The following is an 18,022-nucleotide window of genomic DNA, read 5'->3' on the forward strand; positions in this document are numbered from 1 at the left end:
CAGGAAATAATGAACTTTGTACCGAACTTTTATTGTGATAAGGAGGGATTACATGGAGAATCATGTGAAAATGGATCTGGGGGGAAGACCTCTTATCCTTGAAACGGGCCGATTGGCCAAGCAAGCGAACGCAGCGGTTATGGTGCGTTATGGGGATACGGCTGTGCTTTGCACGGTAACGGCCTCTTCGGAACCAAAGGACCTGGACTTTTTTCCACTGACGGTCAATTATGAAGAAAAGCTGTATGCGGTCGGTAAAATTCCCGGCGGCTTCATTAAACGCGAGGGCCGTCCCAGCGAAAAGGCCATTTTGGCCAGCCGTTTGACGGACCGTCCGATTCGTCCGCTGTTCCCGGAAGGGTTCCGCAATGATGTGCAAATCGTCAATCTGGTCATGAGCGTGGATCAGGACTGCGAGCCTGAAATCGCCGCGATGATCGGAACGTCGGCCGCGCTGAGCATTTCGGATGTTCCGTTTAACGGACCGATCGGCGGTGTGGCGGTAGGACGGGTAAACGGCGAATTCGTGCTTAACCCGAATATATCCCAGCAGGAAGCCAGCGATATTTACGTCGTGGTGGCAGGGACGAAAGACGCGATTATGATGGTTGAGGCGGAAGCGAACGAAGTGCCGGAAGAGATCATGCTGGAAGCCATCATGTTCGGCCATGAGGAGATCAAAAAAATCGTTGCCGTGATCGAAGAGCTTGTCCAAGTTGCCGGCAAAGAGAAGATGCAGGTGAAGCTGCACGCGGTCGAAGAAAACGTAAATCAAGAAGTGCGCGCCTTTGCCAAGGATCGTCTCGTGGAAGCGGTGAAGATCGCCGAGAAGCATGCGCGGCAGGATGCAATTGACGCTATCAATGAGGAGACGGTGGCCTATTTCGAAGAGAAATACATAGAGTCTCCGGAACTGCTTGCCGACGTCAAGGAAGTGCTGCACGACATCGTTAAAGAAGAAGTCCGCCGCTTGATCACACATGAAAAAGTTCGTCCGGATGGCCGCAAGCTGAACGAAATCCGTCCAATCGAATGCGATATCAACCTGTTGCCGCGTACGCACGGCTCCGGTCTGTTTACGCGTGGCCAAACGCAAGCTCTAAGCGTTTGTACGCTTGGCGCGCTGGGCGATGTGCAAATTCTCGACGGCATCGACCTGGAAGAGTCGAAACGGTTTATGCATCATTACAACTTCCCTCCGTTCAGCGTAGGCGAAGCGCGTCCGCTGCGCGCACCAGGCCGCCGCGAAATCGGTCACGGCGCACTTGGCGAACGGGCGCTTTCGAAAGTGATTCCGCCGGAATCGGAATTCCCTTACACGATCCGTCTTGTTTCGGAAGTATTGGAATCGAACGGTTCGACATCGCAAGCCAGCATTTGCGCCAGCACCCTGGCGATGATGGATGCGGGCGTGCCGATCAAAGCTCCGGTAGCCGGGGTAGCGATGGGGCTGATCAAAGACGGAGAGCATGTGTCCATTTTGACAGACATCCAAGGGATGGAGGACCATCTCGGAGATATGGACTTTAAAGTGGCCGGAACCGCGGAAGGCGTGACTGCCATTCAAATGGACATCAAGATCGACGGCATTGACCGGCAGATTTTGACGGACGCATTGAAGCAGGCGAAGGAAGGCCGGATGTTCATTTTGGGGAAGATGATGGAGCGCATCCAAAAACCGAAGGAGCACTTGTCTCCTTATGCGCCTAAGATCCTGATCATGAACATCAATCCGGACAAAATCCGCGACGTTATCGGGGCCGGCGGCAAAATTATCAACAAGATCATCGAGGAGACCGGCGTGAAAATCGATATCGAGCAGGATGGCCGCGTCTTTATCGCTTCGGCCAACGAAGAGATGAACAACAAAGCGCGCTCGATCATCGAAGGGATCGTGAAGGAAGTCGTCGTCGGCGAAATTTATGTCGGCACCGTAAAACGGATTGAAAAATTCGGCGCTTTTGTGGAAATTTTGCCGGGCAAGGACGGGCTGGTGCACATCTCCCAGCTTTCGACGGAACGCGTAGGCAAAGTGGAGGATGTCGTCGCCATCGGCGATACGGTAACCGTCAAGGTGACGGAAATCGACAGCCAAGGACGGATCAATCTTTCCCGCAAAGCGGTTTTGACTGCCCAAACGGAAAAAGCTCCTTCATAAAGGATGAACGGCTGCATAAGAACTTAAAATGTGCGGGAAAAGAGACAGAATGAATCAATTCTGGCTCTTTTTTAATGCGCATGAACCAAGGGGCCGGGTTAAAGGTGCATAAATCGGGACTTGTCTACATATGATGGGGACAAAAACCGGTTGAAGGGATGAACCTGGCATGGGGCGGAACAAGTTTGTGATCATTGCGGCCTGCATCGCATTTGTGATGATTCTCGGGCAATGGGCGGGAGTGCGGTCATTTGTGGAGCAGAGCGGTGGACAAAACGGAAGTTTTGCCTTCCGTTTGATTAGCGATTTTTATGAAAGCAATGAGTTGGGTCAAGACGGGAATAAGGACGGGAATAAACAAGACGATCTGCTGCTTAAAATACGCGAAGAAGCCGCCAAACGGCGGATCGAGCCGGTTAATGCCACCGTCGATCGCATTTGGAAGGCGATTCCGGGGTATAACGGCCGGGAAGTGGACATCGAGCGAACTTATCAGAAGGCGAAGCTGCTGCCGGCCGGAGCGGAGATCGAATACATATACCGGGAAATTAAGCCGCAGGTGAGCCTTGATGATTTGGGAGCGCAGCCCATTTATCGGGGAAATCCGAACAAACCGATGGCGGCGCTGATGATCAATGTGGCCTGGGGAGAAGAGTACCTCCTCCCGATGCTGGACACGCTTGACGAAGCGAAGGTGAAAGCGACTTTTTTTCTGGACGGAAGCTGGCTCAAGAAAAATACGGAGATCGCCGCGGAAATTCAAAAACGGGGGCATCTGTTGGAAAATCACGCTTATTCCCATCCGAACATGAGCCAGCTGGAGGCGTCCCGGGCCCGTTTGGAAATCTCCAAAACGAAGGGTTTGCTGAAGGAGAAGCTGGGCGTGGACAACCGCTGGTTCGCCCCGCCTTCGGGGGATTATAACAGTCAAACCGTCAAGTTCGCTGCGGAGCAGGGACTCAAAACGGTGCTTTGGACGGTGGATACGGTGGATTGGAGAAAACCTCCGGCTTCAAGCATTGTAAACAAGATCGCAAACCATGTAGGCCCGGGCTCATTGATCCTGATGCATCCGACTGCGCCAACCCGGGACGCGCTGAAGGATGTGATCCGGGTTATCCGCAGCAAAGGGCTCGTTCTCGGCACGGTGGAGCAGACGCTGTCGCCTGATCGGGTCGAAGTACCGGAGAGTTGAGCGGAACGCCTTTTTTTGGTAGGATAGGAACTGCGTTTATTGAAATTTTAGGAGGGCCTTTCGTGAAGAAAACGCAATTAAAAAACGGCCTTCGGGTGGTTATGGAACAGATTCCGACCTGCCGCTCGGTCTCGTTTGGCATTTGGGTCAAGACAGGCTCGCGCAATGAACAACCCGAAGTCGGCGGGATTTCGCATTTTATCGAACATATGCTGTTTAAGGGGACGGAGCGCTTCAGCGCCAAGGATATCGCCGAGCAATTCGACGCGATCGGAGGCAATGTCAACGCGTTTACGTCCAAAGAATACACGTGTTATTATGCGAAGGTGCTCGACGAGCACTTGCCGATCGCGGTGGATGTTCTGTCGGATATGTTTTTCCGGTCACTGTTTGACCCCGAGGAGCTGCGGAAAGAGAAAAATGTCATCGTTGAGGAAATCTCCATGTATGAGGATACCCCGGATGACATGGTGCACGATCTGGTGTCGCAGGCCGCTTATGGGGACCATCCGCTGGCCCTGCCGATTTTAGGGACGGAGGAACAGCTTCGGGCCATGGAATCCGACCACTTGCGCGCGTATATGCGCGGGCATTATACGGTGGAAAATACGGTGATCAGCGTTGCCGGAAATATCGACGATCAGGTGATTGAGCTGCTGGAAAAATATTTCGGCGATTTCGCGGTTCGTGGGGATCAGTTTTCGCTGGCCGCGCCGGATTTTCTCGGCGGCCTTAAATTTCACCGTAAAAAAACGGAACAAAATCATATCTGTTTGTCCTTCCCGGGGTTGCCGATCGGTGATGAGAAGCAGTATGCCATGACCTTGCTGAACAATGCGCTTGGCGGCGGTATGAGCTCGCGGCTGTTTCAGGAGATCCGCGAAAAACGCGGATTGGCCTATTCCGTCTACTCCTACCACAGCTCACATGCCGATAGCGGGTTGTTTACGGTATATGCCGGTACGGCACCGCGGCAAACGAAAGAGGTCCTGGAGCTGACGAAGGAGCTTTTGCACGATGTGTCCGTAAACGGGATTAGCGAAAGCGAACTCAGCAAAGGCAAGGAGCAGCTGAAGGGCAGCTTGATTTTAAGTCTGGAAAGCACGGGCAGCCGCATGAACCGGTTGGGGAAAAACGAACTGATGCTCGGACGGCATTATACGCTGGATGAAATGATCGCCCGGATTGAGGCGGTGACGATGGACGATGTGAACGACGTGCTGGGGCGCATGTTCAGCAAGCCGTTCGCCTTGGCGATGGTTGGCGGGTCCGATCGGGCCATTATGGGATTAAGGAGAGATGAACTTGTCATTTGAAGTACAAATCAAACGTTTTGCTGGAAATGAAGATATTGAGCTGCCGCGCAAAATGTCGGAGCTGGCCTCCGGCTTTGATCTTTACGCCGCGGTTACGGAGGATCTGGTCTTGCAGCCCGGAGCGAGAGCGCTCGTCCCGACCGGGATCGCGATTGCGATGCCCGGCGGTCTGGAGGCGCAGATCCGCCCGCGCAGCGGCCTGGCTTTGAAGCATGGCATCACCTGTCTCAACACGCCGGGCACGATCGATGCCGATTATCGCGGCGAGATCAAGGTGCTGCTCATCAACCTTGGCCAGGAGCCGTTTGCGATTAAACGCAATGAACGCATCGCGCAAATGGTTTTTCAAACTGTGCCGGAAGTAGCCTTAACCAAAGTGGACGAGCTATCCGAAACCGAGCGCGGAGCCGGCGGTTTTGGCCATACCGGCACGAAATAAACGGCAAAGCCCGGATACTTTTGAGATTTCCTGTAAAAGCTTGGGTTTTCGACCCGGTACAATCGCACGCCGGGAATCTAACGGTTGTAGTAGCTGTTATTTTAAGAATAAAGACCTTTTCTAAATTCTAACGGTTGTGAGCGCCGTTATTTACCTTAATCTAAGCAAAATGGGCTGGGTTTAAGTGAATAAGCGCCATGGCAACCGTTAGAATTTGAAATCAGCGTTTTTGGAACAAATAGCGGCCGTGGCAACCATTAGAATAGTTTCGTGGTTAGAAATCGGTGCTTGACAACGGGCTTTTGGAACAAGAAACTTTCAGCCTGCAAAATAGCGGAGCTTTATGCTCTTATTATCCAGAGCTTAGCATGTTTATCCCCAATAGTGGAATATTTCGTCTTTATTTACCTACGAACGGTCCAGAATACGGGCATTTCCTTGCAACGGGGGAAAATAGCGCCATGAATTTCCCCTATTTCTCTCAAATGGACGGACATCGCCGGAATAACGACGTTTTTTTCCCTTATCATTTTCGCTGGAATCAAAGACCACCCGACATCTGATCGGGTGGTCTTTCCTGCTTGGTAGGGGGAATTATTTCCCTTCAGGTGGTCTTTTCCATCCTTCAAAGATGACGTTTCGTCTCTTTTCACCACTTTTTAGGCGGCCGCATAAGATGGTATATACTGTGTTGCTTGGAAGGAGTGCCATCTAAGTATGCTAACCGGAATCACGATTGTATTCCTCGGTGGAGACGCCCGCCAGGTGGAGGTCATCAACAAATGTTTGGAGCTGGATGCCACGGTGCGCATCGTCGGCTTCGACCGGTTGGATACGCCGTTTCCAGGAGTCTCAATAGAAGCGCTAACCCCAGGCTTGCTGGCCAGCGCTGATGTCATCATCCTTCCGGTAATCGGTTGCGATGATCATGGTGTCGTACCGGCGCCGTTCTCTGCGGAACAGCTTGTCATCAGACCGGAAGCGTTTGAAGCTGTGCGGAAAGATACTTTGGTATATACGGGAATCGCCAAAAGTTATTTGAAGCAACTGGGAGACAAAGTCGGGCTTAGGATCATTGAAGTGCTGGAGCGCGACGACGTAGCGATCTACAACTCGATACCGACGGCGGAAGGGGCCCTGATGGTGGCGATCCAGAATACGGACATCACGATTCACGGATCGACCTGCATCGTGCTCGGGATGGGCCGTACGGGATTTACGATGGCGAAAACGCTGCAGGGTTTGGGAGCGACCGTGAAGGTGGGAGTACGTCGGGAAGACGATATGGCAAGGGCGGTGCAAATGGGCTGGAAGCCTTTTGCAACAAGGGATTTGGCCGCCAATGTCGGCGATGTTGACTTGATTTTTAATACGATACCGACTATGATAGTCACAGCGCAAATCATCTCGAAATTGCCGCGCAGGGCGGTTATTATCGACCTTGCGTCCGCACCCGGCGGGACGGATTTCCGTTTTGCCGAGAAGCGCGGCATCAAGGCGATCCTTGCCCCCAGTCTCCCCGGTATGGTCGCTCCCAAAACGGCTGGTATCATCATGGCCAATACAATCTGTCAGTCGATTTTGGAGGAGTTTCAACTACGGGGGGATGAAGAGTGAATTGGCAGGATAAAACGGTAGGATACGCCATTACGGGCTCACATTGTACGTTCGCTGAGGTGATGCCTCAGATTGGGCGTTTTGTCGATGGAGGAGCGAAGGTCGTCCCGATCATTTCCCATTCGGTGTTGACGACGGATACCCGTTTCGGCAAATCGGATGATTGGCGAAAACAGTTGAAAGATATAACCGGGAATGATATTATTTCTTCAATTGTCGAAGCGGAGCCGCTGGGCCCCAGCAAATTGCTCGACGTGCTTGTCATCGCTCCTTGCACGGGCACGACGACAAGCAAGCTGGCGAATGCCGTCACGGACAGTCCGGTGCTGATGGCCGCCAAAGCCCAACTGCGGAACGGGCGCCCGCTCGTGATTGCCGTGTCGACCAATGACGGTTTAGGCTTCAATCTGGCGAATATCGCCAAGCTGATCGTGGCCAAAAACGTATACTTCGTTCCGTTCGGCCAGGACAATCCGGCAGGGAAGCCGAATTCACTGGTGGCCAAGATGGATCTGGTCCCGGAAACCTGTTATGCGGCGCTGGAAGGCAAGCAGCTGCAGCCGCTGATTATCGAGCGTTTTCATGGATGAGCCTGCCTGCGGGTGGCAACATACTTGAAATTAAGAATATAATCGTTCGATTCAAGAGAATGGGAGACTTGCTGGATGAGCAAGAGGAAACGGAACGCCCGAGGCTGTCGGAAATCGTTTTGGATCATTTGCTCAAGGCGCGTCATGGAACGCTTTGCAATTCGCGGAGAGGACTTGGTGAAGGTTTAGCTTCCTGCTTTGGAGTTAAGCTACACTCCGCACTTACTTAACTGGAGGAATACCCATGCGCATTTTGGTGCAAAAATTTGGCGGCACATCTCTATCGACTGCGGAAGCGAGAGATCATGTCGTCTCACACATTCGCCGGGAACTGGAAAATGGTTTCCGGCTCGTCGTGGTGGTTTCGGCCATGGGCCGGAAGGGCGATCCGTACGCCACGGATACTTTGTTGGAACTGGTGGCCGAAGGTGGCGGCCTTTTGCCGCCGCGCGAGCAGGATTTATTGATGGCATGCGGCGAAATTATTTCTGCGGCGAAGCTGTCCAGCCTGCTCGCGGAACACGGTGTTTCTTCGACTGTGTTAACCGGCGCTCAAGCCGGATTTCGGACGGACAGCCACTTTGGAAATGCCAGAATCCTGGAAATCGTGCCGACGAGGGTGCTTGAAGAACTCGAACAGGATCATGTCGTCATCGTCACCGGTTTTCAGGGCCAAAATCAAACGGGTGATTTCACTACATTGGGACGCGGCGGCAGCGATACTTCGGCAACGGCGCTGGGTGCGGCCCTGCATGCCGAAGTGGTGGACATTTATACCGACGTGAACGGAATTTTAACCGCCGATCCCAGAATCGTAGAGGATGCGAGACCTTTGGAATATGTCAGTTATGCGGAAATTTGCAACATGGCCCATCAAGGGGCCAAGGTGATTCATCCCCGGGCGGTGGAAATCGCGATGCAATCGGGAATACCGGTGCGCGTACGCTCCACCTTCTCGGAAGGAGAAGGGACGCTGGTGGCCAACCCTGAAGGCTTTAAAGACGTTCAGCTGGGCATCGTGGATCGCTACGTGACTGGGATTGCTTATGTGGCGAACGTGACGCAGATTCGCGTCGAAGCGGCCGGCAAAGGCGACAACCTTCAGCTTCAAGTCTTTAAAGCGATGGCGGGAAACGCGATCAGCGTTGATTTTATTAATGTGACCCCGACGGGCGTTGTTTATACGGTATTCGACAAAGATGCGCTGAAAGCCGAAGCGGTTCTAAACTCCTTGGAATTATCGCCGCAAATTTTATCCGGCTGCGCCAAAGTATCGGTCATCGGCGGGGGCATCAACGGGGTTCCAGGGATTATGGCGAAAATCGTCGAGGCTTTGACGGAACAAAATATTCAAATTCTGCAGTCCGCGGACTCGAATACAACGATCTGGGTTCTGGTCCATAAGGATGATATGGTTCAAGCGCTCCGCGCTTTGCACGACAAATTTGAACTTGGCAGGTAAATAGGACGCGGAAAATGGGAGGAGGATAAAACGTGGCAGAGTTTGGAAGATTGATTACAGCCATGGTAACGCCTTTTGATGAAAAAGGGAATATCGATTTGGATGGAACCGCTCGCTTAATCGATTATTTGATTGAGGAGCAGAAATCCGATGCCTTGGTCGTTTGCGGAACGACGGGGGAATCCCCTACTATAAGCGATGAAGAAAAGCGGAAATTGTTCGATTTTGCGGTGAAGCATGCCGCAGGCCGCTGTAAAATCATCGCCGGTACGGGCAGCAACGACACGGCTCATTCCATCCATTTGACACAGGAAGCCGAGCGGTGCGGCGCGGACGGTGTTTTGCTGGTCGCTCCCTACTATAATAAACCGAACCAGGAAGGGCTTTACCGCCATTTTGAAGCGATCGCGACCTCGACCTCCCTGCCGGTCATGCTATACAATGTACCGTCCCGGACCATCGTCAGCATCAGCGTGGAAACGACGCTCAGGCTAGCGCAAATTCCAAATGTCGTGGCGACCAAGGAATGCGCCTCCCTGGACCAGGTGGCCGGCATTGTGAGCGGTGCTCCGGACGGATTTCGCGTATACTCGGGAGAAGACGCGGCAGCGCTTCCGGCTATGGCCGTGGGCGCCTACGGAGTGGTTAGCGTTGCCAGCCATCTGGCCGGCAGTACGATGAAGGAAATGATCGATTTGTTCCTAAGCGGTCAGGCCGGCGAAGCCGGAAAAATTCATCGCCAGTTGCTGCCGCTGTTTAAAGGCTTGTTCGAATGCCCGAATCCGGTTGCGGTGAAGTATGCGCTGAACGAAATCGGCTGCCGGGTCGGATCGGTGCGGCTTCCGCTCGTTCCGCCAAATGTGGAGGAAGCGGCCCGGATCCGCGAGCTGTTGAAGTAAGCTTACAGCCAAATATGCGCTCGATTTCCAAAAACCGATGTCTCGTTATGAGGCATCGGTTTTTTTGCTGTGGTGCAAGGTAACGTTAAAAGCACGTAAAACACCTGACTTGTTTTTTGCCAATTTAATCATGTATAATGATCTCAAGTGACTGGGTGCGGTGATTTTTTTAAAAATTAGCAATATTGAGAAACGGCTGGACCGTCCGCGAGGCGGTCGCTTATTCCTGCGAAAAATGTGTTGATCTGCAGTGACCGGAGCCATTTCCATATGAAAAATACGACGTCCAAACTTATAGGAGGGTTAGATTCACTTGTCTAAAAAAATGAATAATGAAAAATTGACGATCTTTGCATTGGGCGGCGTCGCAGAAATCGGAAAAAACATGTATGTCGTTCAATACGCCAATGACATCGTTGTCATCGATTCCGGGCTCAAGTTTCCGGAAGAGGATATGCTCGGCATCGACATCGTCATTCCCGATATCACTTACTTGACGGAGAACCGTGACAAGGTAAGAGGTATCCTGCTTACGCACGGCCATGAGGATCACATCGGCGGATTGCCTTATGTGCTTAAGAACTTGAACGTTCCGGTTTACGGGACAAAATTGACGCTCGGACTTGTGGAGAACAAGCTGAAGGAAGCGGGCTTGCTCGGCGAAACGAAACGGGTGCTGATCAACGCCGATTCGGAAATCGAGCTGGGATCGACGCTGAAAGCGACGTTCTTCAGAACGAATCACAGTATTCCGGATTCGGTGGGCGTGTGCATTGAAACGCCGGAAGGAAATGTCGTTCATACCGGAGACTTCAAATTTGATCATACCCCAGTCAATGATCAATATGCGGATTTGCATCGGATGGGCGAAATCGGTAAAAAAGGCGTATTGGCTCTTTTATCCGACAGCACCAACGCGGAAAAACCCGGCTTTACGCCATCGGAAAGAAATGTAGGACTCGTGCTTAGCGATATTTTCCATAAAGCGCAGCAGCGCGTCGTGGTAGCCACGTTTGCATCGAATGTGCACCGGATTCAGCAAGTGATCGATGCGGCTTACGAGACCGGACGCAAGCTTACGATTATCGGCCGCAGCATGGTGAACGTGGTGACGATTGCCGATGAATTAGGTTATCTGAACGTGCCGGACGGTATTTTGATCGAGCCGGAAGAAGTCAACAAGATGGCTGCGGACCGTGTGGTCATTTTATGCACCGGCAGCCAGGGCGAACCGATGTCGGCGCTGACGCGGATGGCCCGTTCGACGCACCGCAAGGTCGATATTTTGCCGGGTGACACGGTTATTATCGCGGCAACGCCGGTTCCGGGCAACGAGAAATATGTGGGACGGACGATCGACGAGCTGTTCCGCCTCGGTGCGGAAGTGATTTACAGCGGCTCCAATTCGGGTGTTCATGTGTCCGGGCACGGCAGTCAGGAAGAGCTGAAGCTGATGCTGAACCTGATGCGGCCAAAATATTTCATTCCGATTCACGGCGAATACCGGATGTTGCGCAAGCATGCGCTCCTTGGCGAATCGGTGGGCGTGGAACCCGACAATATTTTCCTGGTCGATATCGGAGAGACGATCGAGATTCAGAACGGCGTTGCCCGCAAAGCCGGCAAAGTGCCGGCAGGCAACGTGCTGATTGACGGCCTCGGTGTCGGCGACGTTGGCAACATCGTATTGCGTGACCGCAAGCTGCTGTCTCAAGACGGGATCCTGGTTGTTGTCGTCACGCTGAGCAAGCAGGACGGAACGATCGTCTCCGGTCCGGATATCATTTCCCGGGGGTTCGTGTATGTCCGCGAGTCGGAAGGTTTGCTGGATGAAGCGAACCGCATCGTCTCCAGCACATTGGAGAAATTGATGAACGAAAACGTAAACGAGTGGGCGTCGCTCAAAACGAACGTCAAAGACGCACTCGGCCGGTTCCTGTATGAGCAAACGCGCCGCAGACCGATGATCCTGCCGATAATTATGGAAGTATAAAAAACGAATTGCACACAGTCGCCTCTTTTCCCGCCGGCAATAATTGGACGGTTTCTGTCGGGAGAAGGGGCTTTTTTGTTTTTGCATAGACCGGTCAAGGTTGTCGGCATACTAGTTGTATGCTCATAACCGAAAGGAAGGCGAAAGTGATGAACAAGGATTCCAGCAAAACGCCCAATCTCCGCGAAAACGCGGAATTGCCTCCAAACCAACAACCAGATTCCGAAAAAAAAGAACCCACCGTGCCCGACGTTATTCAACAATTGGGACAAACGGCCGTGCCTACTCCGGGCGAATCGAATGTGTTTTGCCTGACGATCATCGGGCAAATCGAAGGCCATCTGGTGCTGCCGCCGCAAAATAAAACGACAAAATACGAACACTTGATTCCGCAGCTGGTAGCCGCCGAACAAAATCCGCGGATCGAAGGTCTGCTCATAATTTTAAATACGGTGGGCGGCGACGTGGAGGCGGGTCTGGCGATCGCCGAGATGATCGCCTCGTTGTCGAAGCCGACCGTTACCGTAGTCATCGGGGGAGGGCACAGCATCGGCGTCCCGATCGCCGTGGCTTCCGACTACTCGTTGATCGCCGAAAGCGCTACGATGACGATTCACCCGATCCGGATGACCGGCCTTGTCATCGGCGTCCCGCAAACCTTCGAATATATCGAAAAAATGCAGGAACGAGTGGTGCGGTTTGTCACCGCGCACTCGCGCATTCCGGAGGAGCAGTTTAAAGAGCTGATGTTTAAAACCGGGGAGCTCAACCGCGACATCGGCACGGCGGTAGGCGGCACCGATGCGGTGAAATACGGCCTCATCGACGCAATCGGCGGGATCGGCGAAGGGTTAAGCAAGCTGAATTCGCTGATCGAAACGCGCCGCAACGAGAAAACGGCGGGAGGAATCACGCAATGACCCATTACACCATATTGCCCGATGGGGTCTACTGGGAACATGAAGAGCAAGAGGATACGTATGGCGAGATCGAGCTGGGCGGCGTGCTGATGCAAGTCCGGCTTGAGCCGGGAAACCGGGCTACGATCGTGAGGCTGATCCGCTGCAACCTGGAAGATTACTTAAATCCGGATTTCGCTCCGGGCAAGCAAATCACCTTTTATCCCGCACTGCTGAAATAACCATTGCAAAAGTTGCAGGTCGTAAAGCTAGGTCACCCTTTAGTGAATATGGTATAATATTCATCTAGGGGGTGTTTTCGTTTGGCACGCAAACGGAAGAAAAAGAAGGCTGCCTTCGGCAGCATGCTCAAATATGAAATCTACGGAATCATCCTGATCACTCTATCGATTATTGCCTTGTCCGGGGAAGCCGCGGTGGGAAGAACATTATCGAAAATGGCCGCGCTGATCCTTGGCAAGTTTTATTTTGTGATTCCTTTGATCGGCATCTACATCGGGCTGGCCGTAATGATCAACCGGAAATGGCCGTCCCGCTGGAATGCGCGGAAAAGCGGGTTGCTGATCGCGGTGCTGGCCTTTTCGCTGATGAGCACGATTTCGGCGATGCAACACAAGCTAGTTCCGGCGGTCTCTTTATCCGCGGGGAATATTTTGGGACAAATTCACCGCGATTTGCAGGGAGCGCTGTTTCAACCGGCCTCGGGCGAAGCGGGCTTCAGTCTCCTTGGCATGGACATCAGCGGCGGTTATATCGGCGGACTGGAATTCGTCCTGCTATACTCTTTGTTCGGCATGGCCGGGGCGAAGCTGATTGTGATCGTGTTGCTGGCGATCAGCTTCATGCTGGTAACAGGGCTGTCGTACGTCGACCTGTTTCGCCTGCTCCGCTCGAAAATGGGCGGGCTCGGCGACAGCTTCGGCAGAAAAATGCGGCTGCTCCGCCCGGTGCCGGTGCGCGGCAAAGGGAAAAGGGCCGAGCCGAAAGCTCCTGCCGTTACGGAATATGACGCGGCGTATGATGACGGCGAGGCGGAGGAGGAATTGCCCGAGCCCGCAGCAAAGCCGCGAAAAAAGCCGGTGTTCTTTCAACTGCTGGGGTTTAAGGAACGCTCCGCCGAGCCGGCTGCAGAGGCGCCGGAACAATTGGGCCCGGACGAGGAAGCGGACGGTTACAGCGAATCCCCGGTAGCGGGGATTAACTGGAACGAACTGGATTACACCGGACGTGGAGCAAACGGCGGCCCAGGGGACGGCCCGGACGGCCGCGGCGAGGCCGCGGCGGACACCGGACCAATCATCCGCGATTTCTTCGATCATATCCAGCGGGAAGGGCTGGGCGATCGGGAGGATGAGGACGAGGCTATGGATCCATTATACACGGCCCAGGATGAGACGAACGCCGGCTACGGGGAGCAGGGCGAATCAGGGTTTGCGGATGACCCGCAGGGCGCGGCGGACGGAGAACCGGACATGCCGGCAGGCAGCGAATCGCCAGACGGGGAAAGCGGCGACGGCGCTGCGGCGGGAGACCTGGGTAGCGGCTCCGAAGCGGCGGCTGAAGTTCCGGCGGCCCCGCCGAAACCGGCTCCAAAGCCGTACAAGCTTCCGCCATTCCGGCTGCTCGCCAAGCCTGCGGGGGCCGGCAAATCCGGCGATCAGGCTGATTATATGCAGACGGCCCGGAAGCTGGAGGCCACGCTGGAGAGCTTTGGCGTAAGAGCAAGGGTGCTTGAAGTCGTTCGCGGTCCGGCAGTGACCCGTTACGAAATTCAGCCGGACATCGGGGTCAAAGTCAGCCGGATCGTCAATCTGACGGATGATATCGCTTTGGCTTTGGCCGCCAAAGACATCCGCATGGAGGCGCCGATCCCGGGCAAATCCGCGATCGGCATCGAGGTGCCGAACAACGAGGTTTCGCTTGTGACGATGCGCGAAGTGATGGAGACGCCGACGTTTATGGAAGCCGAATCCAAGCTGTCGATCGCTTTCGGCCGCGACATTTCCGGGCAGACGATCGTCGGCAACCTGGCGAAGATGCCCCATCTGCTCGTGGCGGGGGCGACGGGTTCGGGGAAATCCGTTTGCATCAACGGTATCATTACCAGCATTTTGTTCAAAGCGAAACCGGATGAAGTCAAGTTTATGATGGTCGACCCGAAAATGGTCGAACTGAACGTATACAACGGGATTCCGCATCTGCTCACGCCCGTTGTGACCGATCCGCGAAGAGCCTCGCTGGCGCTGAAAAAAATCGTCGTCGAAATGGAGAAACGGTACGAGCTGTTCTCCAAATCGGGGGCTCGCAATGTGGAAGGCTATAACCAGATGATGAAGGATAACCCGGAGGCGATCCTCCCGTATATCGTCGTCATCGTGGACGAACTTGCCGACCTTATGATGGTTGCCGCCAACGATGTCGAGGACGCGATTGCCCGCCTTGCGCAAATGGCCCGGGCCGCCGGCATCCATCTGATTATCGCCACGCAGCGGCCGTCGGTCGACGTCATCACCGGGGTGATCAAAGCGAACATTCCATCGCGCATCGCCTTTGGCGTTTCGTCCCAGGTCGACTCGCGGACGATTCTCGACATGGCCGGCGCGGAGAAGCTGCTCGGCCGCGGGGACATGCTTTATATGCCGATGGGGGCCTCGAAGCCGACCCGGGTGCAGGGGGCGTTTATGAGCGATCAGGAAGTGGAAACGATCGTGAATTACGCTCGGGCCCAGGGGCAGGCGGAATATGACGAGAGCCTTGTTCCGGAAGTGGATGATGAAGTCAAGGAACCGGAGGAAGAATTGGATGAGCTTTATGATCAAGCCGTGCAGATCGTGCTTGAGGCGAAGCAGGCCTCGGTATCGCTGCTGCAGCGCCGCATGCGCGTCGGATATACCCGTGCGGCACGGTTGATCGATTCCATGGAGGCCCGCGGGATCGTCGGTCCGTACGAGGGAAGCAAGCCACGTGAGGTGCTCATGTCCATAGAGCAATACAAAATGGGAAGAATGTCTTCATGACCTTCGCGGTCAGGGATGTTCTTCCCTTTTTTTCGCTATACCCGGGGAGCAATGCCTTGAAACTTTGGGGTGCATAGGAAGGGAGCTTGCTTGTCATACTAAAGTTACCCATCCTTGTTAATCCAATAAAGAAAGGTAGAGCTAAACGTATGAATAAAACTAAGATATGGTTTGCCGCCGGTTTAGTGCTGCTTTTGTTCGGAATCGGTTACGGTGCAAACGTGCTTTGGCATTCGCTTGACGTCGAACAGAAGGAGGCTCCGGATAAAGCCAAAGCTGTATTCAGCGAACAGGTCATCGATTACGGAGCTTTCGGCAAAGATGTATACGAATTGCAGGGCCGGCTTGCTTTTCTCGGTTTTTACCACGGAAAACTGGACAGCTATTTCGGTCCTACAACCCGCGATGCGCTGAAATGGTTCCAATCGGAGTTCGGGATGAAGGCGGACGGTTTGGCCGGACCCAAAACCAAGCTTAAGCTATATAATGCCACTAAAGCTTGGAAGCCGGGCATGGAAAACGCCAACGCGGGCCAGGGAAATCAGCAGACGAATACCGGAAATAAGCAAAATACCGGAAATGCCGGAAATAAGCAAAATACCGAAACCGCGAAGACCGAGTCGGGGAATCTGGCCCCTTCGAATGGCATGGGACTGAGCGAGAACGATCTGCGCATTATGGCTAACGCCGTTTACGGCGAGTCTCGGGGCGAACCGTTCGAAGGGCAAGTGGCTGTTGCCGCAGTCATTTTGAACCGGGTCAAATCGCCGAGCTTCCCGAACACCGTTTCCGGCGTCATTTTTCAGCCGGGCGCTTTTACCGCCGTGGCCGATGGGCAAATCTGGCTGGAGCCGAACGAGACGGCCCGCAAAGCCGTGCAGCAAGCGTTAAACGGCTGGGATCCGACCGGCGGTTGCATTTATTATTTCAACCCGAAAACGGCAACCTCCAAATGGATTTGGTCCCGCCCGCAGGTGAAGACGATCGGGGAACATATCTTTTGCATGTAAATATCTTAGAAGTGAAGGAGCAGCCGCAGGCGTCAGGTTGCTTCTTTCCTTTGGATTGGTATAGAATGGAACGCAGGAAATGAACGCGTTATTCAAAAAGTCTACTCGCAAAGGAGTTTTGGTTTTGAACAAAACGGTATTTGAGCGCGGCGGTGTGGGTCAAATCCGGATTCACGTGCTGCCTACAACCCGATTCAAAACGTTTGCCGTTTCTCTTTACGCGGGTTTGCCGCTGAATGAGCAAACGGTCACGGCAACGGCGCTGACCCCTTTTGTTCTGCGGCGGGGCACCGCGTCTTATCCCGAAACGACGTTGTTCCGGGAACAGCTGGAGCATCTGTACGGCGCCGGCTTCGGTTTTGACGTCTATAAACGGGGCAATTACCAGATTGTCCAGTTCCGGATGGATACGATCAACGATTCCTTTGTACAAAGCGGTGATTCGCTGCTTGGTCAAACGTTCGCTTTTCTCGGCGAAGTCGTCACGAAACCGGCCACGGAGCACGGGGCCTTCCGTTCGTCTTATGTGGCTTCGGAACGCGAATCCGTACGCAAAAAGCTGGAGGGGATCATCAACGATAAAATCCGTTATGCGGCCGAGCGCTGTATGGAGGAGATGTTTAAGGACGATCCGTACCGGCTGCACCCGCTGGGGGAACGCAGCGATCTGGACGGCATCACCCCACAGTCGCTGTTCGCCGCTTATCAAAGCTGGCTGCAGCAGGCGAATCTGGACCTGTATGTGGTGGGCGATACATCGCTTGCCGAAGTCGAGGAACTGGTCGCTAAGCAGTTCACCTTAAACCGGACGGCTGCCACGGAATACAAGCCGGTGCAGGTCGAAATGAAGACCGCGGAGGTCCGCACCGTCAAAGAGGCGCTTGACGTCAACCAGGGCAAACTGAATCTAGGCTTGCGCACGCCGATTACTTACGGGGACGACCGCTATGCGGCCGCTTTGGTGTACAACGGCATTTTGGGCAGCTATCCGCATTCCAAGCTATTCATGAATGTGCGGGAAAAAGCCAGCCTGGCTTATTACGCCGCTTCCCGGTTCGATGGCCATAAGGGGATCGTGGCGATTCAATCGGGGATTGAGATCGAAAATTACGACAAGGCGCTGGAGATTATCCAGGCTCAGTTGGCCAGCTTGCGGTCGGGGGACATCAGCGAGCTGGAGATGTCGCAGACCCAAGCGATGATCCGCAACAGCCTGCTGGAGATGCAGGACTCGGCCTTTGAAATGATCGCCTACGATTTCAACCGGGTGCTGTCCGGCAAGGACCGTCCGGCCACGGAGTTGCTCAGCCAAGTGGAGCGGGTAACCCCTGGGGACGTCGTGCAGGCGGCGGAGACGGTGCAACTCGATACGATTTACTTTTTGACAGGTAAAAAGGAGGTTTAGC

General features: G+C 53.9%; 15 protein-coding genes. All 15 read left to right on the forward strand.

From position 1 onward, the window contains the following. Positions 1–52 precede the first annotated feature (52 nt). The 15 genes from pnp (at position 53) to yfmF (ending at position 18,021) form a co-directional block, all read left to right on the forward strand. The gene (pnp, locus tag ACLD72_RS23200; RefSeq protein WP_251588172.1) at positions 53–2,158 is read left to right on the forward strand and encodes a polyribonucleotide nucleotidyltransferase; all 2,106 of its coding nucleotides are present in this window, start codon (positions 53–55) and stop codon (positions 2,156–2,158) included. A gap of 169 nt (positions 2,159–2,327) precedes the next feature. Further along, positions 2,328–3,353: a polysaccharide deacetylase family protein gene (locus ACLD72_RS23205; protein WP_411001693.1), complete on the forward strand. Its 1,026-nt coding sequence runs from the start codon at positions 2,328–2,330 to the stop codon at positions 3,351–3,353. Between the two features lie 62 nt (positions 3,354–3,415). Continuing rightward, positions 3,416–4,669 (forward strand): M16 family metallopeptidase, encoded by a 1,254-nt coding sequence (locus ACLD72_RS23210; protein ID WP_411001692.1) that lies wholly within the window; start codon positions 3,416–3,418, stop codon positions 4,667–4,669. Continuing rightward, a complete protein-coding gene (gene dut, locus ACLD72_RS23215) occupies positions 4,653–5,108 on the forward strand; it encodes a dUTP diphosphatase (RefSeq protein ID WP_411001691.1) in 456 nt (151 codons plus the stop codon). The genes ACLD72_RS23210 and dut overlap by 17 nt, the downstream gene beginning before the upstream one ends. A 302-nt stretch (positions 5,109–5,410) precedes the next feature. Next, a complete protein-coding gene (locus ACLD72_RS23220; protein ID WP_458476174.1) occupies positions 5,411–5,671 on the forward strand; it encodes a hypothetical protein in 261 nt (86 codons plus the stop codon). A gap of 154 nt (positions 5,672–5,825) precedes the next feature. After that, positions 5,826–6,725: a dipicolinate synthase subunit DpsA gene (gene dpsA, locus ACLD72_RS23225; RefSeq protein ID WP_411001690.1), complete on the forward strand. Its 900-nt coding sequence runs from the start codon at positions 5,826–5,828 to the stop codon at positions 6,723–6,725. Continuing rightward, the gene (locus tag ACLD72_RS23230; protein WP_411001689.1) at positions 6,722–7,315 is read left to right on the forward strand and encodes a dipicolinate synthase subunit B; all 594 of its coding nucleotides are present in this window, start codon (positions 6,722–6,724) and stop codon (positions 7,313–7,315) included. Before dpsA ends, ACLD72_RS23230 begins: the two co-directional genes overlap by 4 nt. Positions 7,316–7,559: 244 nt before the next feature. Further along, complete coding sequence (gene dapG / locus ACLD72_RS23235) at positions 7,560–8,777, forward strand: aspartate kinase (protein WP_411001688.1); 1,218 nt, start codon at positions 7,560–7,562, stop codon at positions 8,775–8,777. Between the two features lie 32 nt (positions 8,778–8,809). Continuing rightward, positions 8,810–9,676, forward strand: a complete 867-nt coding sequence (gene dapA / locus ACLD72_RS23240; RefSeq protein ID WP_411001687.1) for a 4-hydroxy-tetrahydrodipicolinate synthase — start codon at positions 8,810–8,812, stop codon at positions 9,674–9,676. Between the two features lie 313 nt (positions 9,677–9,989). After that, positions 9,990–11,669 (forward strand): ribonuclease J, encoded by a 1,680-nt coding sequence (locus ACLD72_RS23245; RefSeq protein ID WP_411001686.1) that lies wholly within the window; start codon positions 9,990–9,992, stop codon positions 11,667–11,669. Positions 11,670–11,818: 149 nt separating this feature from the next. Then, the gene (locus ACLD72_RS23250; RefSeq protein WP_411001745.1) at positions 11,819–12,589 is read left to right on the forward strand and encodes a ClpP family protease; all 771 of its coding nucleotides are present in this window, start codon (positions 11,819–11,821) and stop codon (positions 12,587–12,589) included. Further along, a complete protein-coding gene (locus ACLD72_RS23255) occupies positions 12,586–12,810 on the forward strand; it encodes a YlzJ-like family protein (protein ID WP_411001685.1) in 225 nt (74 codons plus the stop codon). Before ACLD72_RS23250 ends, ACLD72_RS23255 begins: the two co-directional genes overlap by 4 nt. A gap of 81 nt (positions 12,811–12,891) precedes the next feature. After that, complete coding sequence (locus ACLD72_RS23260) at positions 12,892–15,606, forward strand: DNA translocase FtsK (protein ID WP_411001684.1); 2,715 nt, start codon at positions 12,892–12,894, stop codon at positions 15,604–15,606. Positions 15,607–15,755: 149 nt separating this feature from the next. After that, positions 15,756–16,616: a spore cortex-lytic enzyme gene (gene sleB / locus ACLD72_RS23265; protein ID WP_411001683.1), complete on the forward strand. Its 861-nt coding sequence runs from the start codon at positions 15,756–15,758 to the stop codon at positions 16,614–16,616. A 124-nt stretch (positions 16,617–16,740) separates the two neighbouring features. Continuing rightward, positions 16,741–18,021 carry an EF-P 5-aminopentanol modification-associated protein YfmF gene (gene yfmF, locus ACLD72_RS23270; protein WP_411001744.1) on the forward strand — a complete coding sequence of 427 codons (1,281 nt, stop codon included), beginning with the start codon at positions 16,741–16,743 and terminating at the stop codon, positions 18,019–18,021. Position 18,022 lies beyond the last annotated feature (1 nt).

Source organism: Paenibacillus lacisediminis, assembly GCF_046567315.2.